The organism is Helicobacter pylori Shi112, from assembly GCF_000277405.1.
Taxonomy (GTDB): Bacteria; Campylobacterota; Campylobacteria; order Campylobacterales; family Helicobacteraceae; genus Helicobacter; species Helicobacter pylori_C.
Window position 1 is genome coordinate 662,977 of sequence record NC_017741.1, and the last position, 21,505, is coordinate 684,481.

19 protein-coding genes and 2 pseudogenes are annotated in these 21,505 nt (G+C 38.7%); 17 read left to right on the forward strand and 4 right to left on the reverse strand.

The genetic code is table 11. The features are described from left to right. Position 1 precedes the first annotated feature (1 nt). The 10 genes and pseudogenes from rimO (at position 2) to sabA (ending at position 11,273) form a co-directional block, all read left to right on the forward strand. Positions 2-1,321 carry a 30S ribosomal protein S12 methylthiotransferase RimO gene (gene rimO, locus HPSH112_RS03275; RefSeq protein WP_001165904.1) on the forward strand — a complete coding sequence of 440 codons (1,320 nt, stop codon included), beginning with the start codon at positions 2-4 and terminating at the stop codon, positions 1,319-1,321. Between the two features lie 150 nt (positions 1,322-1,471). Continuing rightward, positions 1,472-2,901, forward strand: a pseudogene (locus HPSH112_RS03290) (hypothetical protein). Continuing rightward, positions 2,898-3,951 (forward strand): annotated as a pseudogene (locus HPSH112_RS08880) (LeoA/HP0731 family dynamin-like GTPase). The pseudogenes HPSH112_RS03290 and HPSH112_RS08880 overlap by 4 nt, the downstream one beginning before the upstream one ends. 40 nt (positions 3,952-3,991) lie before the next feature. Further along, positions 3,992-4,663: a LeoA/HP0731 family dynamin-like GTPase gene (locus HPSH112_RS08885; protein ID WP_267471064.1), complete on the forward strand. Its 672-nt coding sequence runs from the start codon at positions 3,992-3,994 to the stop codon at positions 4,661-4,663. Positions 4,664-4,765: 102 nt separating this feature from the next. Further along, the gene (locus HPSH112_RS03300) at positions 4,766-5,029 is read left to right on the forward strand and encodes a hypothetical protein (protein ID WP_228921247.1); all 264 of its coding nucleotides are present in this window, start codon (positions 4,766-4,768) and stop codon (positions 5,027-5,029) included. Then, a complete protein-coding gene (locus tag HPSH112_RS03305; RefSeq protein ID WP_001016109.1) occupies positions 5,026-6,093 on the forward strand; it encodes an HP0729 family protein in 1,068 nt (355 codons plus the stop codon). The genes HPSH112_RS03300 and HPSH112_RS03305 overlap by 4 nt, the downstream gene beginning before the upstream one ends. Positions 6,094-6,108: 15 nt before the next feature. Continuing rightward, positions 6,109-7,140 (forward strand): tRNA lysidine(34) synthetase TilS, encoded by a 1,032-nt coding sequence (tilS, locus tag HPSH112_RS03310; protein WP_000930470.1) that lies wholly within the window; start codon positions 6,109-6,111, stop codon positions 7,138-7,140. Between the two features lie 104 nt (positions 7,141-7,244). After that, the gene (locus HPSH112_RS03315; protein WP_000346087.1) at positions 7,245-8,231 is read left to right on the forward strand and encodes a tRNA dihydrouridine synthase; all 987 of its coding nucleotides are present in this window, start codon (positions 7,245-7,247) and stop codon (positions 8,229-8,231) included. Then, positions 8,201-9,118 carry an outer membrane beta-barrel protein gene (locus HPSH112_RS03320; RefSeq protein ID WP_000532502.1) on the forward strand — a complete coding sequence of 306 codons (918 nt, stop codon included), beginning with the start codon at positions 8,201-8,203 and terminating at the stop codon, positions 9,116-9,118. Before HPSH112_RS03315 ends, HPSH112_RS03320 begins: the two co-directional genes overlap by 31 nt. Positions 9,119-9,323: 205 nt before the next feature. After that, entirely contained in the window at positions 9,324-11,273 is a 1,950-nt protein-coding gene (sabA, locus tag HPSH112_RS03325) for a Hop family adhesin SabA/HopD (RefSeq protein ID WP_000745552.1), read from the forward strand. Positions 11,274-11,347: 74 nt separating this feature from the next. Here sabA and HPSH112_RS03330 read toward each other — a convergent pair whose 3' ends face one another. After that, entirely contained in the window at positions 11,348-12,679 is a 1,332-nt protein-coding gene (locus HPSH112_RS03330) for an anaerobic C4-dicarboxylate transporter (RefSeq protein WP_000227244.1), read from the reverse strand. Between the two features lie 55 nt (positions 12,680-12,734). Here HPSH112_RS03330 and HPSH112_RS03335 point away from each other — a divergent pair, with 55 nt between their 5' ends. Next, entirely contained in the window at positions 12,735-13,757 is a 1,023-nt protein-coding gene (locus tag HPSH112_RS03335) for a type II asparaginase (protein ID WP_267471065.1), read from the forward strand. A 63-nt stretch (positions 13,758-13,820) separates the two neighbouring features. Here HPSH112_RS03335 and HPSH112_RS08590 read toward each other — a convergent pair whose 3' ends face one another. The 3 genes from HPSH112_RS08590 to HPSH112_RS03345 form a co-directional block, all read right to left on the reverse strand. Then, a complete protein-coding gene (locus tag HPSH112_RS08590; RefSeq protein ID WP_000557525.1) occupies positions 13,821-13,964 on the reverse strand; it encodes a hypothetical protein in 144 nt (47 codons plus the stop codon). 325 nt (positions 13,965-14,289) lie between these two features. Next, positions 14,290-14,760: a sialic acid-binding protein gene (locus HPSH112_RS03340; protein ID WP_000709594.1), complete on the reverse strand. Its 471-nt coding sequence runs from the start codon at positions 14,758-14,760 to the stop codon at positions 14,290-14,292. A 28-nt stretch (positions 14,761-14,788) separates the two neighbouring features. Continuing rightward, the gene (locus tag HPSH112_RS03345) at positions 14,789-15,211 is read right to left on the reverse strand and encodes a DUF1104 domain-containing protein (protein WP_001254628.1); all 423 of its coding nucleotides are present in this window, start codon (positions 15,209-15,211) and stop codon (positions 14,789-14,791) included. A 266-nt stretch (positions 15,212-15,477) separates the two neighbouring features. Here HPSH112_RS03345 and HPSH112_RS03350 point away from each other — a divergent pair, with 266 nt between their 5' ends. The 6 genes from HPSH112_RS03350 to oipA all read left to right on the forward strand — a co-directional run bounded on the left by HPSH112_RS03350 (position 15,478) and on the right by oipA (position 21,489). Next, the gene (locus HPSH112_RS03350) at positions 15,478-16,110 is read left to right on the forward strand and encodes a LysE family transporter (RefSeq protein ID WP_000498359.1); all 633 of its coding nucleotides are present in this window, start codon (positions 15,478-15,480) and stop codon (positions 16,108-16,110) included. A 68-nt stretch (positions 16,111-16,178) separates the two neighbouring features. Further along, a complete protein-coding gene (locus HPSH112_RS03355) occupies positions 16,179-17,876 on the forward strand; it encodes a DNA polymerase III subunit gamma/tau (protein WP_001197455.1) in 1,698 nt (565 codons plus the stop codon). Then, complete coding sequence (gene tsaE, locus HPSH112_RS03360) at positions 17,873-18,274, forward strand: tRNA (adenosine(37)-N6)-threonylcarbamoyltransferase complex ATPase subunit type 1 TsaE (protein ID WP_001201266.1); 402 nt, start codon at positions 17,873-17,875, stop codon at positions 18,272-18,274. Before HPSH112_RS03355 ends, tsaE begins: the two co-directional genes overlap by 4 nt. Before the next feature lie 12 nt (positions 18,275-18,286). After that, on the forward strand, positions 18,287-19,009 hold the full coding sequence (lptB, locus tag HPSH112_RS03365; RefSeq protein WP_000353224.1) for an LPS export ABC transporter ATP-binding protein: 723 nt from the start codon (positions 18,287-18,289) through the stop codon (positions 19,007-19,009). 2 nt (positions 19,010-19,011) lie between these two features. Then, entirely contained in the window at positions 19,012-20,256 is a 1,245-nt protein-coding gene (locus tag HPSH112_RS03370) for an RNA polymerase factor sigma-54 (protein WP_000279770.1), read from the forward strand. 312 nt (positions 20,257-20,568) lie between these two features. Continuing rightward, positions 20,569-21,489: an outer inflammatory protein OipA gene (gene oipA / locus HPSH112_RS03375; RefSeq protein WP_000709691.1), complete on the forward strand. Its 921-nt coding sequence runs from the start codon at positions 20,569-20,571 to the stop codon at positions 21,487-21,489. Positions 21,490-21,505 lie beyond the last annotated feature (16 nt).

Below are 21,505 nucleotides of genomic sequence, written 5' to 3' on the forward strand. Positions count from 1 at the left end.
CATGCAAATTAAAGAAAACAAACAACTCTGCTTAATTTCATTAGGTTGCTCTAAAAATTTGGTGGATTCAGAAGTGATGTTAGGCAAGCTTTATAACTACACGCTCACTAATGATACTAAGAGCGCTGATGTGATTTTGATTAATACTTGCGGTTTTATTGAAAGCGCCAAGCAAGAAAGCATCCAAACCATTCTAAACGCCGCTAAAGACAAAAAAAAGGGGGCGATTTTGATTGCGAGCGGGTGCTTGAGCGAGCGCTATAAAGATGAAATCAAAGAATTGATCCCTGAAGTGGATATTTTTACCGGTGTGGGGGATTATGACAAGATTGATATAATGATTGCTAAAAAACAAAACCAGTTCAGCGAACAAGTGTTTTTAAGCGAGCATTATAACGCGCGCATCATCACGGGATCGAGCGTGCATGCGTATGTTAAAATTTCTGAGGGTTGCAATCAAAAATGCTCTTTTTGCGCTATCCCTAGCTTTAAGGGGAAATTACAAAGCAGGGAATTAGACTCCATTTTAAAAGAAGTGCAAGATCTCGCGCTTAAAGGCTATACGGATATGACTTTTATCGCTCAAGATTCTAGCTCCTTTTTATACGATAAGGGGCAAAAAGACGGCTTGATCCAGCTTATCAAGGCGATTGACAAACAGCAAGCCTTAAAGAGCGCGCGAATCTTATACCTCTACCCTTCTAGCACCACGCTAGAGCTTATTGGCGCGATTGAAAGTTCGCCCATTTTTCAAAATTATTTTGACATGCCCATCCAGCATATCAGCGACTCCATGCTTAAAAAAATGCGGCGCAACTCCAGCCAAGCGCACCATTTAAAGCTTTTAAATGCCATGAAGCAGGTTAAAGAAAGCTTTATCAGAAGCACGATCATTGTAGGGCATCCGGAGGAAAATGAGGGCGAATTTGAAGAATTGAGCGCGTTTTTGGACGAGTTCCGGTTTGACCGGTTGAATATCTTTGCTTTCAGCGCTGAAGAAAACACGCATGCCTATTCTTTAGAGAAAGTGCCTAAAAAAATCATCAACGCTCGCATCAAAGCCTTGAATAAAATCGCTCTAAAACACCAAAACAATTCCTTTAAGGCTTTGTTAAATAAGCCCATTAAGGCGTTAGTGGAAAATAAAGAGGGCGAGTATTTTTACAAAGCAAGGGATTTGAGATGGGCGCCTGAAGTGGATGGGGAAATCTTAATCAATGACAGCGAACTAGCCACCCCTTTAAAACCCGGGCATTATACGATCATGCCTAGCGCATTTAAAGACAATATCTTACTCGCTAAGGTTTTAAGCCCTTTTTAAAAGTTAAGGCTAAAAGCGTGGCTAGAGCGTAGCTAGAGCGTGGGGGTTTGCGTTTTTTTTTTTTTAAATTGCGTCAGAAAAATCCGGCAAGAGGCAAAAATGAAAAACATTTATTTTGATGTGGAGAAAAGTATCAAAGATCTCTAAAAGATTTTTGAAAATACCGATGGTGCTGATAAGAGGTTAAGAGCGTTCAACCAAGAAGCCCTAGAGAAGTTCAAAAACCTAGAGTCTGAGAGCTTAAAAGAGCTTGAAAGTCTAAAAAATAATGAAGAGTGGGAAAAATTTACCATTGCTTTTTATGGGGAAACCGGCGCGGGGAAATCAACCCTCATTGAATGCTTGAGGCTGTTTTTAAAGAGCCAAGCAAAATGGATCAGCAAGAACGCTTCAAGCGGCTCTATGCAAATATGAAAAATTATAGAGGCAACAAGCATGCTGAGCTAGAAAAATTGCAAGATGGAGCGATTATAGGTGATGGGAGGAGCGATTTCACTTTAGAAACAAAATCTTACACCCTGAAACACAACAATCAAAGCTTTGTCTTGCTTGATGTTCCAGGGATAGAGGGCGATGAAAAGAAAGTTAAACAGCAAATTTCTAACGCTTCAACAACCCAAGAGTCTTAAAAGATGGGCTTATTGATGAAAACGAAAAAGAAAGCTTAAAAATTTTAAATGAAAAGATGGGAGCTATTTTAGGCAAACACTACGAGGGGCATCAAATAGTCAGCGTCCAAGCGGCTTTTTATGGCCTTTCATCGGCGTTGTTTCCAGAGAGTGATTTTTATAAAAACAAACAAAAATTTTTAGCAATTTTTAAAGCAGAAGAATTGTTATTGAAATCCCATTTTAAACAATTAGGAAAATTTATAGCTGAAGCGCTTCTTGAAAACTCACGCAAAAAAATCATAGAATCCAACTGCAATAAAGCCTTAAAAGTGATAGAAAAATTGCAAAAAGCGATCGTAACCACGATTGAGAGACAGATAGACCCAACTATCAAAGAAATAAAGGATAAGCAACTAGAGGCTCGTTACAAGCTGGATCGTTCTAGGGATAAATTCGTATCCAATTTAACAAATTCAGTATTCGGCACAATAGAGCGATTCGAATCTGACTTGAGAGAAAAAATGTATGAGCATATTGACAGAGATGAAACATGATTTTGATCATGATTCTAAGATTGATACTGATAGGGATATTAAAAAAAAGGCTTCAATAGCAAGTTTGATTTTGGGAATATCCAACTTTTGGAATTTTGCAGGTTGGGGATCCATAGGATTAGGATTAGTTGGGATAGGCAAATCAGTGTGGAGTTTTTTTGATTCAGACTATAAAAAATCCCAACAGAAAAAAGAAGTGGATGAGAATTTAGATAAATTTTGTGAACAAATTACAGAGGAAATGAGAAACCAGATTGAAGGTGCCAAAAAAGGCATATGTGAAAAGGTTGAAAGCCTAAAAGTCGGGCTTAACGATCCCGTTGTTTGTTATGAATGCATGAGGGAAGGACTGATAAAAGCTGGTGAGGGCTTATGGCAAATATCTAACCACATCAAAACAAGGATCGCGCAATGAATGAAACTTTAAAACAATTTAAAGAAAATCAAAAGAGGAATCAAGAAAATCTTGAAAAATTGCTTGATTTTGTCAAGACCGGTGAAAAATACGACATCCGTATTGAAGAGTCCTTTAAGGCAAAGATCAACAGCACGATCCAAAGCGCTGCTGATCAGAAACTCAAGGTGGCGTTGGTGGGAGGCTTTTCTGAAGGAAAAACATCCATAGCGGCAGCTTGGATTGAACGCTTGGATAAGAGCATGAATATAGATCATCAAGAATCAAGCGATGCAATTAAGATCTATGACATAGATAATGAAATTGAGCTGGTTGATACCCCGGGGTTGTTTGGGTTCAAAGAAAAAGAACACGATAGCGGCAAAATAGAACGCTATAAAGATATTACCAAAAAATATGCCAGCGAAGCCCATCTCATTTTATACGCGCTCAACCCGTCAAACCCCATCAAAGAAAGCCATAAGGACGATTTGAATTGGTTGTTTAGGACGCTCAATCTTTTATCCAGGACGATCTTTGTCATCAGCCGTTTTGATGATGAAGTGGATATTGAAGATGAAGAAGATTACAACAAAAGATTTAAAACCAAAAAAGAAAACATTCAAAACCGGCTGAATAATCTCATTTCTTTAAGCGAAAAAGAAAGAGAGGGTCTGAGCGTTGTCGCTGTGGCTGCCAATCCTTTTGGTTGGGGGCTTGAATACTGGCTAGAACATAAAGAAGAATTCCAAAAGCTTTCGCATATCAAAACTTTGCAAGATGCGACGCAAAAAAAGATTAAAGAAAATGGCGGGAAAATTAACCATCATAGAAGAAGCTAAAAAAAGCGTCATTCAAGATGTTGTTGATAAGCAAATGCTCTTGGCAAAAAAAGAGCAACAATATATTAAGAGAGAATTGGAAGATTTGAATAAAGCGAAAAGGCAAAAGGAGATTCAAGATTTAAATGGCGAAATTTCTCAAACCCGCATTAATTTAAGAGAATTTATAACGAGGTATTTTAGCGGTCTCATCCGTCAAGTTGCTGGCACCGGCCTAGAAACCTTTTAATGTTTTTGTTATCAGAGAAATAGGCGATGAAGGTATCAATATAGATACAAGAGTCCAAAATGCATTTGAAAGAGAAACGCAAGGGATTTTAAATGAAACCGCTAAAATTGCAACGAGTTTTAATGCCGATAGGAGTCTTTTTGAAAAACATGCTGGAACATTGGGGAAAATTGGGAATGAATTTTTAAAAACAAGCGGGTTCATCAACGCAACTAACATCAAACTGGCTAGAGACACAATAGCGGCTGTGGGAAAATTGGTGGGCATAGATTTGGCTTTCAAATTCAAACCATGGGGCACTGTAAAATTGGCAAGCAATGTGAATAAAGCTCTGCCGCTTATCGGTTTTGTTTTTGAAGCATGGGATTCTTATAACAAATATCAAAAAGAGCAAAAGCTTGAAGAAGCTAAAAAAGAAATGCTATCCAATTTTGACAATCAAAAAAAAGAAATCTTAGATCTCATCAATGATGAAACCAGATTCAAACAAAAATGTTTCCCGAGCGCGTTGGAACTGGAAAAATCGCTCCAAAAGATCAAAGAAGCGATTGAAAAAACGCAAGAGTATGATCAAGAATTTGAAAAATGGATTAAAGCCGGCGAAGATTTGATCAAGGGCGAAGATTTTATAGAAGTTGAGCCTAAAGAGGAATGGATTATGATCCAATCTGTGTTAAAATACCCAATGCGCCAACGCCAAAACGCTTGCTAGTTTTTGGCTAGTAAGCGGTGTTTTTCAATCTTTTAATAAGGGAAGACAATGTTTTCTAAAATCTGCTCATCTTTTAAGCTCGCCAATTTGTTCAAGGGCTTTTTGTTCAAACGCATCGCAAGCCCCATGCAGAGCACTCGCATTGTCAACATGATTTTGAATATCAAAAACGCTCTTGAGAGCGAAAACGATCCATCAAACAAGATAGGCAAGACTTTAGACTTGATCGTGGGTTTTAAGAAAGAGAACCCGCAGGATTTTGACGAATTGTTTCAAATTTTAAAAGAACTCATCCAGGAATACGAGAAAAATCCTGAAGAGGTCAAGCAGAATCTCACAGAGATTTTGAAAAAAGGCAAGGCATGAACCACCTTTTAATCCTCTACAATCCTTACTACCAGCGAGATGTTATCCAACAACATTTAAGCGTTTTGCAGGAAAAATCCCAAGTGGGTTTTGGTAAAATCCGATCAAAGCTCAACGATCAAGAAAAGCACCACTCTTTAGAAGAGATTTATAAAGCCACTAATGAAAAAAATTTTTTGCAGCTTTTTTTGACCGATTACGCTAATTTGTTTGTCGCTAAGGTGATAAAGGTTTCTAAGGATATTGATGAGGATTTGATCCCTAGTTATTATAAAGAAAAAAATTTGGAAGTGGAAGACTTTTTTATTATCAGCGATTTAAGGGAATTAGTCAGGGAAGACTTTAGCCTTTTAAGGGATCAGTTTTTAGCCAATTTCATCGCACCCAACAACCACACTTACGCCATTTATGGGAATAATTATGTTTACCCTTTGCCGGTGAGGTTGAAAGAAGAGCGTTCTTATTTTTTAGGCGATGGAAAACATTATTTGAGCGTGTATAAAAGCAAAGAATATTTGATCATGCAAGAAAATTTCATGCGTTTTGTTTTTGGCAAAAGGCTTTTTTACCTCTTACACCCTGACAGCATCAATAACATCATCCATGCAGAATTAGAGCTTTTGCAAAGCGAAAACGATCTTTTGAATGATTTTACAAGCATCATCGTCAAATACTCCAAAACCTTAGAATACGAAATTTATCTTTTCGCTAAAAAAGTCCTTTTAAAGGCGTGCGCAAAAGATCTCAACCTTTATGATTTAGATTATAAAGTCCAAGGAAAATCTTTGATACTTGAAGATTTTTTCACTCAAAAGCCTAATCTTGGGAGCGTTAAATTTTTACTCAGACACGAAAAAATCCAATACCATTTAGAAGAAAACTTAAACCGATTCATCAATTATCCTTTTTCAAAAAGCCTAAGCCTCATTCAAGATATCCGCAATGAAGCCGTCTATGAAAAAGCCCCGAGTTTGCATGAAGTGGAAAAGCTCAGGAATGAAATTTTAGGCATAGAAGGTATGAGCTTGTTGAAAAGCATTCTGACTCGCAGGGAAGTTTCATGAAAGAATGCTAAATCTATGCTTAATGCCGATTTGATAGCGCGAGATTTTAAAACCTATTTAGAGCCTTTAAGAGAGAAGAAAAATTTATTGGGTTTTTCAGGTGGGTTGGACTCTACTTGCTTGTTTCATCTTTTAGTTGAAGAAAATATCGCTTTTGACATCGCTTTAGTGGATTACAACACGCAAAAACAACGCCTTGAAATCATCCAACACGCCCAAAAACTCGCCCAAACACACCATAAAAAATGCTATGTCCATTACGCTCCAAAGATTGAGCGCAATTTTGAAATGCAAGCGAGAAAGATCCGTTATGATTTTTTTGAAACTTTGATCAAAGAGCATTCTTACAAGCATTTGATTTTAGCGCACCACTTGAATGACAGGCTGGAATGGTTTTTGATGCAATTAAGCAAAGGAGCCGGGCTAAACACGCTTTTAAGCTTTCAAGCTTATGAAAAAAGAGGGTTTTATGCGATCGTTCGCCCCTTACTCTACACCCCTAAAGAAACCCTTAAAACGCTCGCTAAAGATTGGGAATTTTTTGAAGATAGTTCTAATTCTTCTTTAAAATTCAAACGCAATTTTTTCAGGAAAAATTACGCTAACTCCTTGATGCAACATTATTCTAAGGGCATTATCCAAAGTTTTAAGTTTTTGGATAAAGAAAAAGAGTGGCTTTACCCTTTGATGGTCGTTTCACAAATGCATGGGATCACTTTTTTTAAGTATTCGCAAAATACGCTTTTTATGGTGGATAAAATCTTAAAGCAAAAGGGGTATGTGTTGAGCTTTTCTCAAAAAGAAGAAATCAAACGCAATTTTTTTAGCCTAGAAATCGCTCAAAAATTCATCATTGAAAAGAATAAAGAGCATGCGTTTATCGCCCTTAAACCCCAAAAAACTTTAAGCATGCCAAAGGATTTTAAAGACAAAGCCAGGAGGTTGAATATCCCTAAACGCTTACGGCCTGTTTTATACGCAGAGTTTTTAAAACAACCAACGCATGATTTTTTAACCCGTTTTAAACAGAGTTTAACAGATCTATAACAGATCTATAAAAGAGCTTCATTTCAATCAAGCGATAAGTTTTTAAAGCGCTTTTTAACCTTGATTGTGTCAAAATACAGCAAAAAACTTTGATATGAGAATGAATGGACTTTAAGAATAAAAAATGGCTTTTTCTAGCCCCTTTGGCAGGCTATACGGATTTGCCTTTCAGGAGTGTGGTGAAAAAATTTGGCGTGGATGTTACCACAAGCGAAATGGTGAGCTCGCATTCGTTAGTGTATGCGTTTGATAAAACTTCTAAAATGTTGGAAAAATCCCATTTAGAAGATCATTTCATGGCGCAAATTTCAGGCTCTAAAGAGGGCGTAGTCAAAGAAGCGGTGGAGAAAATCAACGCTTTAGAGCATGTGAGCGGGATTGATTTTAATTGCGGTTGCCCTGCTCCTAAAGTGGCTAATCATGGTAATGGTAGCGGGCTATTGAAGGATTTAAACCACTTAGTGAAGCTTTTGAAAATCATCAGAGAAAACACCAATAAAAAAATCACAAGCGTGAAAGTGCGTTTAGGCTTTGATCAAAAAATCCCTAAAGAAATCGCTCATGCCTTAAATGACGCGCCGGTGGATTATGTGGTGGTGCATGGGAGGACACGAAGCGACAAATACCAAAAAGAAAAAATAGATTATAAAAGCATCGCTTTAATGAAAGGGATTTTAAAAAAGCCGGTGATAGCCAATGGCGAAATTGACAGCGTGAAAAAAGCCTTTGAAGTTTTGCAAATCACGCAAGCTGATGGGCTAATGATAGGGCGAGCAGCCTTAAGAGCCCCATGGATATTTTGGCAAATCAGAAACAACACCACCGAATTGCCCGCAGTCGTGAAAAAAGACCTGGTTTTAGAGCATTTTGATAAAATGGTGGAGTTTTATGGGGATAGGGGGGTGATCATGTTTAGGAAAAATTTGCATGCTTACGCTAAGGGCGAAATGCAAGCGAGCGCGTTTCGCAACTGCGTCAATACCCTTACAGAGGTAAAGAGCATGCGAGAGAGTATAGAGGAATTTTTTAATCAAGAAATGTTGCAAAGTGAAGTGCCATTATGGGTAGAATTGAATCAAAAAAGCGTTTGAAAGCGCTTGTTTTTTTAGCCAGTTTAGGGGTTTTGTGGGGAAATGCCGCTGAAAAAACGCCTTTTTTTAAAACGAAAAACCATATTTATTTGGGTTTTAGGCTAGGCACAGGGGCTAATGTAAGCACAAGCATGTGGCAACAAGCCTATAAAGACAACCCCACTTGCCCTAGCAGCGTGTGTTATAGTGAGAAATTAGAAGCCCATTATAAGGGGGGTAAAAACCTGTCTTATACCGGGCAAATAGGCGATGAAATAGCTATTGATAAATACCATATTTTAGGATTAAGGGTGTGGGGGGATATAGAATACGCTAAAGCGCAATTGGGTCAAAAAGTGGGGGGTAATACCCTTTTATCCCAAGCCAATTATAACCCAAGCGCGATTAAAACCTACGATAGCGCTTCAAACACTCAAGGCTCTTTGAATTTGCAAAAAACCCCAAACCCTCAAGATTTTCTCTTCAATAACGGGCATTTCATGGCGTTTGGTTTGAATGTGAATGTGTTTGTTAACCTCCCTATAGACACCCTTTTAAAACTCGCTTTAAAAACAGAAAAAATGCTGTTTTTTAAAATAGGCGTGTTTGGTGGGGGTGGGGTGGAATACGCAATATTATGGAGTTCTCAATATAAAAACCAAAACACCCATCAAGATGATAAATTTTTTGCAGCGGGTGGGGGGTTTTTTGTGAATTTTGGGGGTTCTTTGTATATAGGCAAACGCAACCGCTTCAATGTGGGGTTAAAAATCCCTTATTATAGCTTGAGCGCGCAAAGTTGGAAAAACTTTGGCTCTAGCAATGTGTGGCAACAACAAACGATCCGACAAAACTTCAGCGTTTTTAGGAATAAAGAAGTTTTTGTCAGCTACGCGTTCTTGTTTTAGGCTTTATTCCCATTGAATACTGATAAAATTCAAAAGATAATTTTATCGTTACAAAAATCAACACTCCAAAGATAAATAAGTTAAAATCCCCAAAAATCTTTTTTTTTTGAAATTCAATAAGTTTATTATAAAATTAAACTCATTGCAAATCTATTATCATTTTAAAATATTTTTGTAACAAAAAATTACTTCAAGGAACACTTTTATGAAAAAACGATTTTTACTTTCTCTATCCCTTGCGGCGTCATTACTTTGCGCTGAAGACAATGGCTTTTTTGTGAGCGCGGGCTATCAAATCGGCGAAGCGGTGCAAATGGTCAAAAACACCGGCGAATTGAAAAACTTGAACGAAAAATACGAGCAATTAAACCAGTATTTAAATCAAGTGGCTTCGTTGAGACAAAGCATTCAAAATGCCAACAACATTGATCTGGTCAATAGCTCTTTAAATTATTTAAAAAGCTTTACCGAAAACAACTATAACAGCACCACCCAATCGCCCATCTTTAACGCCGTGCAAGCGGTTATCACTTCGGTATTGGGTTTTTGGAGTCTTTATGCGGGGAATTATCTCACTTTTTTTGTGGGTAATAAGGATAGTAAACAACCCGCTAATGTCCAAGGTAACCCTCCTTTTTCAACGATTACCAAAAACTGCTCAGGAATTGAAAACTGCGCTATGGATCAAACCACTTACGACAAGATGAAAAAACTTGCTGAAGATCTCCAAGCAGCTCAAACAAACTCTGCCACTAAAGCGAACAATCTTTGCGCTTTATCCGGATGCACTGCAACACAAGGCCAAAGCCCAAGCTCAACCGTAAGCAACGCTCTTAACTTGGCGCAACAGCTTATGGATTTAATCGCAAACACTAAGACTGCTATGATGTGGGACAATATCGTCATCGCTGGTGTTTCAAACGCGTCCGGTGCTATCACATCCACCAATTACCCAACGCAATATGCGGTGTTTAACAACATCAAGGCGATGATACCTATCTTGCAACAAGCGGTTACGCTTTCTCAAAGCAGCAACACCCTATCTGCTGGCTTGCAAGCTCAAGCTACAGGATCTCAAACAAACCCCCAATTCGCTAAAGACATCTACAATCTCGCTCAAAACCAAAAGCAAGTCATCTCTTACGCCAAAGATATTTTCAACCTCTTTAATTCCATCCCTAAAGATCAGTATAGATATCTAGAGAAAGCTTACTTGAAAATACCCAATGCGGGTTCAACTCCTACTAACCCTTACAGACAAGAGGTGAATTTAAACCAAGAAATTCAGACGATTCAAAACAATGTGAGTTATTATGGCAATCGGTTGGATTCGGCTTTAAGCGTGGCTAAAGATGTTTATAACCTAAAATCCAATCAAGCACAGATTGGAGTCGCTTATAGTGGCGCTAAGAATTTGAGCGAAGAGATTTCTCAACTCCCATACAATCAAGTCAATACAAAAGACATTATCACACCACCTTATGATAAAAACGCTCCAGCAGCGGGCCAATACAACTACCAAATCAACCAAGAGCAAGCATCCAATCTTTCTCAAGCTTTAGCAGCGATGAGCAATAACCCCTTTAAAAATATAGGAATGATCAGCTCTCAAAACAATAACGGCGCTTTGAACGGGCTTGGCGTGCAAGTGGGCTATAAGCAGTTCTTTGGCGAAAGCAAAAGATGGGGATTAAGGTATTATGGCTTCTTTGATTACAACCACGGCTATATCAAGTCAAGCTTTTTTAATTCTTCTTCTGACATATGGACTTATGGCGTGGGGAGCGATTTGTTAGTGAATTTTATCAACGATAGCGTTACAAGAAAGAACAACAAGCTTTCTGTGGGTCTCTTTGGTGGTATCCAACTAGCAGGGACTACATGGCTTAATTCTCAATATGTGAATTTAACCGCATTCAATAATCCTTACAGCGCGAAAGTCAATACTTCCAATTTCCAATTCTTGTTCAATCTCGGCTTGAGGATGAATCTCGCTACAGCTAAGAAAGAAGACAGCGAACATTCCGCACAACATGGCATAGAATTGGGCATTAAAATCCCTACCATTAACACGAATTACTATTCTTTTCTAGGCGCTAAGCTAGAATACAGAAGACTCTATAGCGTGTATCTCAATTATGTGTTTGCTTACTGAGTGATCCAAACCCTCTTTTTTAAGGGGGTTTAGAAAAACCGCAACATCAAGCTTTTTATCACTAATGATAAAATCTACAAAACCAACGGTGCGACAACAAACCCTAACGCCACGCTCAAAGACACGACTAAAACCCCAGGGATCAAAAACGCATGATCAAACACATAACGGCCCATTTTAGTGGTGCCGGTGTTATCCATAGCGATCGCTCCTAGTAAAGTGGGGTAAGTGGGTAACACAAACAACGCCGAAACGCTCGCAAAAGAAGCCACGATAATATACAAATGCTCCGTGTGGTTAGCGCTAATGCCTAAGGCTGTGATCACGCTTGGGATGAGCGCTTTAGAGGTGGCAGCTTGCGAATACAAAAGCATGGAAGCCAAAAAGAGCGCTACGGCTAATAAAAACGGGTAATCTGCAATCAAAAAAGAAGCGTATCGCTTGATTTCATCTAAATGATTGCTCACAAAAGTATCGCCCAACCACGCCACGCCTAACACGCACACGCACGCTTGCATGCCGGATTTAAACACGCTTGAATGAGCGATTTCATTAGCGTTAATTTTGCAAAAAAGCACAATTAAAGTTGCCACGCTCAACATGAAAGACACGATCGCGTAATCTCTGCCTAAAACCACCGGGTTAATCAAAGCGATATTTTTAGAAATCGCGCTCGCGTAAAAAACGATCGCTACAACCCCACCGATAAAAATCCATAACGATAATTTCGCGCTTTTTGAGGTTTCTTTTTCTTCTTTGATGGTAGGGAGCGAAATTTTTCTTGCTTTCAAACGCTCTAAATAATTCGGATCGCTGTCTAATCTCAAATCAGTAAAACCCATAACAAACGCCGTGATCATGCATGCTAAAAAAGTCGTAGGGATCCAAACCATTAAAAGGGTCAAGTAATCCGCCCCTAAAGGCTCTAAAATGCCGCTCATAAACACCACCGCCGCGCTCACCGGGCTTGCAGTAATAGCGACTTGACTGGAGACTACCGCTAAGCTTAAAGGCGCTTTGGGTTTGATGTTTTGGCTCTGGCTCACTTCCACAATCACCGGGATCAAGGAAAAAACCGTATGCCCAGTGCCGGCTAGTATCGTTAAACAATACGCCACGCTTGGCGCGAGGTAATTGATTTGCTTGGGGTGTTTTCTTAAAATTTTTTCAGCGATTTTGACTAAGTAATCCAAGCCCCCCGCTTTTTGCATCGCGCTAATAGCGCTAATGACTGCCATGATGATTAAAATCACATCAAAAGGGATTTTGCCCGGATTTAGCCCCAAAAATAAGCATAAAACAAGCACGCCCAAACCCCCCGCATAGCCTACTCCCAAGCCCCCTAGCCTTGCCCCTAAAAAAAGCGAAAAAAGCAACACTACAATTTGAAAAAAGGCATCCACCATTAACTCTTTTTAAATTTATTTTAACAACGATTCACTATACTACAAAAATCTTTAAATCCTTTTATTTTGTTTGAAGGGGCAGGTTATGGCTCAAAATTTACCCACCATTGCTTTATTGGCGATGGGGGGGACGATTGCAGGGAGTGGCGTTAATGCGAGTTTGGGTAGTTATAAAAGTGGTGAGTTGGGCGTCAAAGAGCTTCTTAAGGCTATCCCCAGTCTTAATAGACTCGCTCGCATTCAAGGGGAACAGATTTCTAATATCGGCTCACAAGACATGAATGAAGAGGTATGGTTCAAGCTCGCCAAACGCGCCCAAGAATTGCTAGATGATAGCCGTATTCAAGGCGTGGTCATCACGCATGGCACGGACACTTTAGAAGAGAGCGCGTATTTTTTAAATTTAGTTTTACGCTCCACAAAACCGGTTGCACTAGTGGGAGCGATGCGTAATTTTGCTTCTTTGAGCGCGGATGGGGCTTTGAATTTGTATAACGCGCTGAGCGTAGCAACTAATGAAAAAAGCGCGAATAAAGGCGTGTTGGTGGTGATGGACGATAATATTTTTAGCGCTAGAGAAGTGGCTAAAACGCACACCACCCACACTTCCACCTTTAAAGCCCTAAATAGCGGCGCGATAGGGAGCGTGTATTATGGTAAAACACGCTATTACATGCAGCCTTTGAGAAAACACACCACAGAGAGCGAATTTTCCCTTTCACAACTCAAAACCCCCCTGCCTAAAGTGGATATTATTTACACGCATGCCGGCATGACCCTTGATTTATTCCAAGCGAGCCTAAACTCGCATGCAAAAGGCGTTGTGATAGCCGGGGTGGGTAATGGGAATGTGAGCGCTGGGTTTTTAAAAGCGATGCAAGAAGCGAGCAAAATGGGGGTGGTTATTGTTCGTTCTAGCAGGGTAGGTAGCGGTGGAATTAATTCAGGCGAGATTGATGACAAGACCTTTATCACAAGCGACAATTTAAACCCCCAAAAAGCCAGGGTGCTTTTACAACTCGCTCTAACTAAAACAAATGATAAGGCAAAAATCCAAGAAATGTTTGAAGAGTATTGAAACCCTCTTTAGAATGGTTTGAAACGCTGAAACGGTTTTAGGTTTTTATTTTTTGATTGGAATTTAATCAAATCGTGGTTGGGGGTAGAAGTTGCCTTTAAAACCACCCAAGCATAAATCCCAAACATCTTTAGTGTTTGGGATGAATGCCACTAATTTGTAGTATAATGCCCCCATGCATTTGTATCTAGCGTAGGAAGTGTGCAAAGTTACGCCTTTATAAGATATGATGTGTGGGACCGAATGCATTGGAGATCAAACTCTGTAAAATCCCTATGATTAGGGACACAGAGTGAAAACCAAACTCTCCCCCAACACCAGCCTAGGAAGCCCAATTGCTTTAGCGGTTGGGCGCTTCACTGATAAATCCCACGCTTGGCTGATTGCTAAAAACTGCGGTGTTAAAAAAACAATAAAAAATCACTAATAATATTTTATATAATAACATGCTTCTATCCCAAACGCTAAAAGCGTTTAGGATTTCTGCTTAAAGGGTTTGAAGCTTTGATAGAAAAGTGGTGTGGTTTAAGCTTTATTTCTCATTTTCGCCATGATCATCATGATCGTGATCTTTTTTGCCTTGTTCTTCACCATGCCCTTTATCATGCCCTTTTGCTTTATTTTGACCATCGTGTTTGTGGTGTTTATGCATTTTCCCATGCTTGCATGATCTCAACCCCAAATCATCATCCATGTCCTTCATGTTGCTTTTTTTAAGCGCTTCTTTAACGGCTTTTTTGTGCGCTTCAAAATCCGCCACGGTCATGTTGTCTGTGTTTTTAATCGCATATTCATGCAACTGCTTATGGAACGCTTCTCTTTTGTCTTTAGGCATTTTTTTCATGCGCATTCTCAACTCTTTTTTATAATCCACAATATCCTGCGGAGCGACAATGCCAGCCATTTTAGCCAAATCCTCATCGCTTGTTTTGCTGAAATCTTTGGCGTTTAAAGCCACAAATAGCAACGCGCTAACAGAAAGTATTTTCAACGCTTTTTTCATGTTTTATCCTTTTAAATTAAATTTTATCTCACTTAGGAGAGCAATGTTCGTCTTTTTTCTTAACAGCCCTACACCAAACTTTTCTCGTATCGCCACTGCAAACGCTCACATTAAGCCCTTTTGCCTTAATCTCTTCAGCGCTCAAACCTTTGGTTTTTTCTTCTAATTCCTTACGCACTTCTTCACGCATTTTTTTGAAATCCTCTTCACTCATTTTGGAAAGATTCTTCTTAGCGATTCGGCTGAAATTCGCGCGGAATTTCTTAGCGTCTTCAGCGTTTAAGGCTTTAAGGCGTTTAGACACTTCCATGCGATAATCAATCGCTTCATTAGAAGGCAGAGTTCCTGCTAATTCTAAAAGCTCCTTATCTTTGAGTTGCGAAAAATCCCTAGCGCCTAAAACCTGTAATCCAAGCAAAGCTAACAGGCAAAAAGCCAAACTCCTTCTCATTCCCAATTCCTTGTTGTCTAAATTTTTGCCGCATGACGACAGCAAATTTTGGCATTCTACCATATTAATTTTAATATTTTCAAACGCCTCTAAGAGCACTAAAAAATGGGGTTTTTAAATTTTGTGCAAACCATTGTGTATCATCATTTAACTTTTATTTATAAAGGTCGTTTTAAACCCTAAAATTTTAAAATACCATTTTGAATGATTGGTTTGTATGGTGTTGGTAGTTTTTGGCTTATTTTGAGTGAAAGGATTTAAGCAAGATGTTTGTGGTTTTTATAGAAGGTTTTGGTTTAGCGATTTCTTTGTGCGCGGCTGTGGGAGCACAATCCTTGTTTATTATAGAGCGAGGCATGGCTAGGAATTATGTGTTTTTGATTTGCACTTTGTGTTTTATGTGCGATATTGTGTTAATGAGCATGGGCGTGTTTGGCGTGGGGGCTTATTTTGCTAAAAACCTTTATTTGAGTTTGTTTTTGAATTTATTTGGAGCGGCTTTTACCGGATTTTACGCTTTTTTAGCTTTAAAAACCCTTTTTCAAACCTTTAAAAAGAAGCAAGTCCAAACCCCTAAAAAATTATCCTTAAAAAAGACCTTATTATTCACTTTAGGCGTTACCTTACTCAACCCTCAAGTGTATTTGGAAATGGTGTTTTTAATTGGTGCGAGTGCTTTGTCTTTCAATTTAGCTCAAAAATTTGTTTTTTTAGCTGGCACTTTATCGGCTGCCCTTTCTTGGCTTTTATTGTTATGCACCCTATCTCTACGCTATGGCTCTAAACTTTTAAACAACCAAAAAATCTTTATGGGGGTGAATCTCTTTGTAACCGCTATCATGGGAACGCTTAGCGTTACTTTATTTAGGGATTTTTTAGCGCTATTGAGTAAAACCTAAAAAGGGGCTAGTTTTAAGTCATTTTGCATTACAATACTCCTAAATGAGTTTTAAGGATTACAATCAATATGCAAGTTTTAGCGTTAAAATACCGCCCCAAACATTTTAGCGAGCTAGTCGGTCAAGAGAGCATGGCTAAAACGCTTTCTTTAGCCCTAGACAACCAGCGTTTGGCTAACGCTTATTTATTCAGCGGGTTAAGAGGTTCAGGCAAAACCAGCTCTTCTAGGATTTTCGCTAGGGCTTTAATGTGTGAAAAAGGGCCAAAAGCCGTGCCTTGCGATACTTGCACCCAATGCCAGAGCGCTTTAAACAACCACCATATAGATATTATAGAAATGGACGGAGCGTCTAATAGGGGGATTGATGATGTCCGTAATCTCATAGAGCAAACGCGCTACAAACCAAGCTTTGGGCGTTATAAAATCTTTATCATTGATGAAGTGCATATGTTCACCACCGAAGCGTTTAACGCGCTTTTAAAGACTTTAGAAGAGCCTCCTAGCCATGTGAAATTCCTTTTAGCGACAACGGACGCCTTGAAATTGCCCGCTACCATACTCAGCCGCACCCAGCATTTCCGGTTTAAAAAAATCCCTGAAAATTCCGTTATTTCTCATTTAAAAACCATTTTAGAAAAAGAACAAGTGAGCTATGAAACAAGCGCGTTAGAAAAACTGGCTCACAGCGGGCAAGGGAGCTTGAGGGATACGATCACTCTTTTAGAGCAAGCCATCAATTATTGCGATAACGCTATCACAGAAAGCAAAGTGGCTGAAATGTTAGGAGCGATTGATCGAAGCGTTTTAGAAGATTTTTTTCAAAGCCTAATCAACCAAGATGAAGCGCGATTGCAAGAGCGTTATGCCATTTTAGAAAATTATGAAACCGAGAGCGTTTTAGAAGAAATGATGCTTTTTTTGAAAGCGAAATTATTAAGCCCTGATGCTTATTCCATCCTTTTGATAGAGCGCTTTTTTAAAATCATCATGAGCGGTTTGAGCCTTTTAAAAGAAGGAGCTAATGCCAGTTTTGTGCTGTTGTTATTGAAAATGAAATTCAAAGAAGCTTTGAAACTCAAAGCCCTAGACGATGCGATTTTGGAATTAGAGCAAAGTAAAGAAAGCGTTTTAAAACCCTTAAACCAAAACGCTAACGCCTTTAAACAAGAACCCAAAAACGCAGAGAAAATAGAAAAGCCAGAAAAAAGAGAAAACACAGAAACCCCACAAACTCCCATGCTTTCAGCCAAAGATCGCATTTTTCACAACCTTTTCAAACAAGTTCAAACATTGGTTTATGAGCGCAATTACGAATTAGGGGCGGTGTTTGAAAAAAATATCCGTTTCATTGATTTTGACAGCCAGACTAAAACCTTGACTTGGGAGTCTTTAGCTACCCATAAAGATAAAGAGCTTTTAAGAGAGCGTTTTAAAATCGTGAAAAGCATCGTTGATGGGGTTTTTGGCAAGGGCGAAACTATCAAAATCGCTTTAAAAAATTATTCAGAAAATAAAAGCGCTTTAGAAGTGGTTAAAGGGTTTAAATTCCCTTATTTAAAGCCCAAACCAACCACCGAAACGACGGCTGAAATGAAAGAAAAAGAAACTAAAGAAAAAGAGATTAAAGAAAACGACACTAAAGAAGTTCAAGAAACCCAACCAAAAGAAACCCCTACAGCCTTGCAAGAATTCATGGCTAACCATTCCGATCTCATTGAAGAGATTAGGAGCGAGTTTGAAATCAAAAGCGTGGAATTGTTATGAGAGCGCATTTAGACGAGTTAGACAAAGTGGCTGCTGCAATTTTAAAAGATGATTTTAAGGGGGTGGTGCTTTTAAAAGGCGTTGTGGGGAGCGGTAAAACGACTTTGGTTCAAGCGTGCTTGAAACACTTGGGTTTAGACATTCAAGCGACTTCGCCCACCTTTAGCCTGATGCATGCTTATAGCGAGAGCGTGTTCCATTATGATTTTTACATGCGCGATTTGGAGGCTTGCTTGGAGCTTGGCATGTTAGAGTGCTTGTTGGAAAAGGGGATCCATTTTGTGGAATGGGGCGATGAAAAATTAGAAAAAATTTTAAAAAAATACGATTTAGCTATTAAGGTTGTGGAAATTAAAACCGAATTAACCAGCCGTTTTTATACAATAAAGATCGCTTAAAGGGTCGCTTGAATGGATATTTTAAAAGCAGAGCATTTAAACAAACAGATTAAAAAAACCAAAATCGTTTCAGATGTTTCTTTAGAAGTGAAAAGCGGCGAAGTGGTGGGGCTTTTAGGGCCTAATGGGGCGGGTAAAACCACCACCTTTTATATGATATGCGGGCTTTTAGAGCCTAGTGGGGGGAGCGTTTATTTAAACGATGTGGATTTAGCTAAATACCCCTTACACAAGCGCTCTAACTTAGGCATAGGCTACTTGCCCCAAGAATCTAGCATTTTTAAAGAATTGAGCGTGGAAGATAATCTAGCCCTAGCAGGGGAGAGCACTTTTAAAAACTCTAAAGAGAGCGAAGAAAAAATGGAAAGCTTGCTAGACGCTTTCAATATCCAAGCCATAAGAGAGCGCAAGGGCATGAGCTTGAGTGGGGGAGAAAGAAGGCGCGTAGAAATCGCTAGGGCTTTAATGAAAAACCCTAAATTCGTGCTATTAGATGAGCCTTTTGCGGGCGTGGATCCGATTGCAGTGATTGACATTCAAAAAATCATTGAGAGTTTGATTGGATTAAACATCGGCGTGTTGATCACTGATCACAATGTGCGAGAGACTTTGAGCGTGTGCCACAGGGCGTATGTGATTAAAAGCGGCACGCTTTTAGCGAGCGGGAACGCTAATGAAATTTATGAAAACGCTCTGGTGCGTAAGTATTATTTAGGGGAAAATTTTAAGGTATAGACATGGCGGTTTTACGCGCAAACCTTAGCCCTAAAAACAAATTAAACGCTACCTTAAAAGGGTGGCTCCCCATTTTACAAAGCGAGCTTGAAGACTTAGAAGAAGTGTTGAAGCAAAACGCCCTAGATAACCCCTTAATCAAAATTGAAAACAAACGCATCAAAAATTTTAGCGATCGTTTTAGCGCTAAAAGTAGCAGCGATCATTTAGAAAATTTCGCAATCGCCTCTAAAAGCCTTTTTGAAACCTTAGAAGCTCAAATCATTCCCCCCCTCTTTCCTACTGAAACCTCTCAAAAAATCGCTATGGATATTATCAACGGGCTAGATAGTGAAGGGTATTTTGAAGAAAACATTGAAGAAAGGGCTAGAATTTTAGGGGTAGAGAGCGAAGTTTATGAAAAAGTGCGCCAGCGTTTTAGTTGCCTTAATCCCGCTGGCATTGGCGCTAAAGATGTGAAAGAGAGCTTTTTATTCCAGTTAGAGGGTAGGGAATTAGACGATAATGAGCTTTATGAAGAAGCGCGAAAAATCATTTTAAATTTAGAAAAACACCACGAATTTTCTAAAGATTTTTATTATGAAAAGGCTTTAAAGATTTTAAAATCCTTTAAAAACCCCCCAGCCATTGAGTTTTTAGAAAAAGAAATAGAAGTCATTCCGGAGCTTTTTATTCTAGAAGTGGATAATGAAATCATCGTGCGTTTGAATGATGAGAGCTACCCGACGATCAGTTTAGAAGAGAATCGCTTTAAAGATAGCGCTTATTTAAAAGAAAAATTAAAAGAGGCTAAAGATTTGATTGATGCGTTGAATTTGAGAAAAGCCACGATTTATAAAATCGGCCTCATGCTTTTAGAGTATCAATACGATTTTTTTAAGGGTAAGGAATTGCGCCCTTTAAAATTATTGGATTTAGCCAATGAGTTTAACCACTCTGTAAGCACGATTTCAAGGGCTATTTCTAATAAATATTTGGCATGCCAAAGGGGGGTTTTCCCTATTAAACATTTCTTTAGCACCGCCTTAGACAATAGCGAGACTTCAAACGCTGTGATCAAAGACTACCTTTTAGAATTGATCAAAAACGAAGACAAAAAAGAGCCTTTGAGCGACGCTAAGATTTTAGAACTCATTGAAGAAAAATTCCATTTGAAAATGGTAAGAAGAACGATCACCAAATACCGCCAACTGCTCAACATCGCTTCTTCAAGCGAAAGGAAAAAGCTCTATTTGATGCGCGCTTGAAAATAACCAGTCAAGTTCTACTCAAATGGATCAGAAAAAATCCGTTTAAGCTATCTCCTAACATATAAAAAGAATGGTTTTAGAGAGGTGAGCGGATTGGTTGGGTAAAAAAGTTTTATCGTTTTGATGCATGGGGTTTCCTAAATTTAAAAATAACTAGAGATTAACATGTTTTTAATTTAATATTCATTAAGCGGTGGTTTTGTGGCTATTTCATTTTAATTTTGTTTTTCATTAAAACCCAACAACTAAAATCTTATTTTTATAATAAAATACTTACTAATAACAAAATTCTAAACTCAAGGAAAAACCATGAAAAAAGCTCTCTTACTCTCTCTCTCTCTCTCTCTCTCGTTTTGGCTCCACGCTGAAAGGAATGGATTTTATTTGGGTTTAAATTTTGCAGAAGGAAGCTATATTCAAGGACAAGGTAGCATCGGCGAAAAAGCTTCAGCAGAAAACGCCTTAAATCAAGCGATCAATAACGCAAAAAATTCATTATTCCCCGAACAAAACACAAAAGCCATAAGAGATGCGCAAAACGCTTTAAATGAAGTGAAAGATTCAAAAAAAATCGCTAACCGATTCGCAGGAAATGGTGGATCGGGCGGTCTTTTTAATGAACTCAGCTTTGGGTATAAATATTTTTTGGGTAAAAAAAGGATTATAGGGTTTAGGCACTCTCTTTTTTTCGGTTACCAACTTGGTGGCGTTGGTTCTGTTCCTGGTAGCGGTTTAATCGTTCTTTTACCCTATGGTTTCAATACGGATTTGCTCATTAATTGGACTAACGATAAGCGAGCGTCCCAAGAATATGTTGAACGAAGGGTAAAAGGGCTCTCTATATTTTACAAGGATATGACCGGCAGAACGCTAGACGCTAATACATTAAAAAAAGCATCAAGGCATGTATTTAGAAAATCTTCAGGGCTTGTGATTGGCATGGATATAGGGGCTAGCACTTGGTTTGCAAGTAACAATCTCACCCCTTTCAATCAAGTCAAGAGCCACACGATTTTTCAGTTACAAGGAAAATTTGGCATTCGTTATAATAGTGATGAATACGATATTGATCGCTATGGCGATGAAATATATCTTGGGGGTTCTAGTGTTGAATTAGGGGTTAAAGTGCCAGCTTTTAAAGTCAATTACTATAGCGATAATTATGGGGATAAATTGGATTATAAAAGAGTGGTGAGCGTTTATCTTAACTATACATATAACTTTAAATAACTTTAAAAACAAAAAT

What these genes read in the sequence shown, in the direction of transcription:
- HPSH112_RS03340 (WP_000709594.1), bottom strand. Translation starts at nt 14,760, where the DNA reads ATGAAAAAAGCGTTGAAAATACTTTCTGTTAGCGCGTTGCTATTTGTG.
- rimO (WP_001165904.1), top strand. Translation starts at nt 2, where the DNA reads ATGCAAATTAAAGAAAACAAACAACTCTGCTTAATTTCATTAGGTTGC.
- HPSH112_RS03305 (WP_001016109.1), top strand. Translation starts at nt 5,026, where the DNA reads ATGAACCACCTTTTAATCCTCTACAATCCTTACTACCAGCGAGATGTT.
- HPSH112_RS03350 (WP_000498359.1), top strand. Translation starts at nt 15,478, where the DNA reads ATGTTTGTGGTTTTTATAGAAGGTTTTGGTTTAGCGATTTCTTTGTGC.
- lptB (WP_000353224.1), top strand. Translation starts at nt 18,287, where the DNA reads ATGGATATTTTAAAAGCAGAGCATTTAAACAAACAGATTAAAAAAACC.
- HPSH112_RS03330 (WP_000227244.1), bottom strand. Translation starts at nt 12,679, where the DNA reads ATGGTGGATGCCTTTTTTCAAATTGTAGTGTTGCTTTTTTCGCTTTTT.
- HPSH112_RS03345 (WP_001254628.1), bottom strand. Translation starts at nt 15,211, where the DNA reads ATGAGAAGGAGTTTGGCTTTTTGCCTGTTAGCTTTGCTTGGATTACAG.
- tilS (WP_000930470.1), top strand. Translation starts at nt 6,109, where the DNA reads ATGCTTAATGCCGATTTGATAGCGCGAGATTTTAAAACCTATTTAGAG.
- sabA (WP_000745552.1), top strand. Translation starts at nt 9,324, where the DNA reads ATGAAAAAACGATTTTTACTTTCTCTATCCCTTGCGGCGTCATTACTT.
- tsaE (WP_001201266.1), top strand. Translation starts at nt 17,873, where the DNA reads ATGAGAGCGCATTTAGACGAGTTAGACAAAGTGGCTGCTGCAATTTTA.
- HPSH112_RS03320 (WP_000532502.1), top strand. Translation starts at nt 8,201, where the DNA reads ATGGGTAGAATTGAATCAAAAAAGCGTTTGAAAGCGCTTGTTTTTTTA.
- HPSH112_RS03315 (WP_000346087.1), top strand. Translation starts at nt 7,245, where the DNA reads ATGGACTTTAAGAATAAAAAATGGCTTTTTCTAGCCCCTTTGGCAGGC.
- oipA (WP_000709691.1), top strand. Translation starts at nt 20,569, where the DNA reads ATGAAAAAAGCTCTCTTACTCTCTCTCTCTCTCTCTCTCTCGTTTTGG.
- HPSH112_RS03355 (WP_001197455.1), top strand. Translation starts at nt 16,179, where the DNA reads ATGCAAGTTTTAGCGTTAAAATACCGCCCCAAACATTTTAGCGAGCTA.
- HPSH112_RS03370 (WP_000279770.1), top strand. Translation starts at nt 19,012, where the DNA reads ATGGCGGTTTTACGCGCAAACCTTAGCCCTAAAAACAAATTAAACGCT.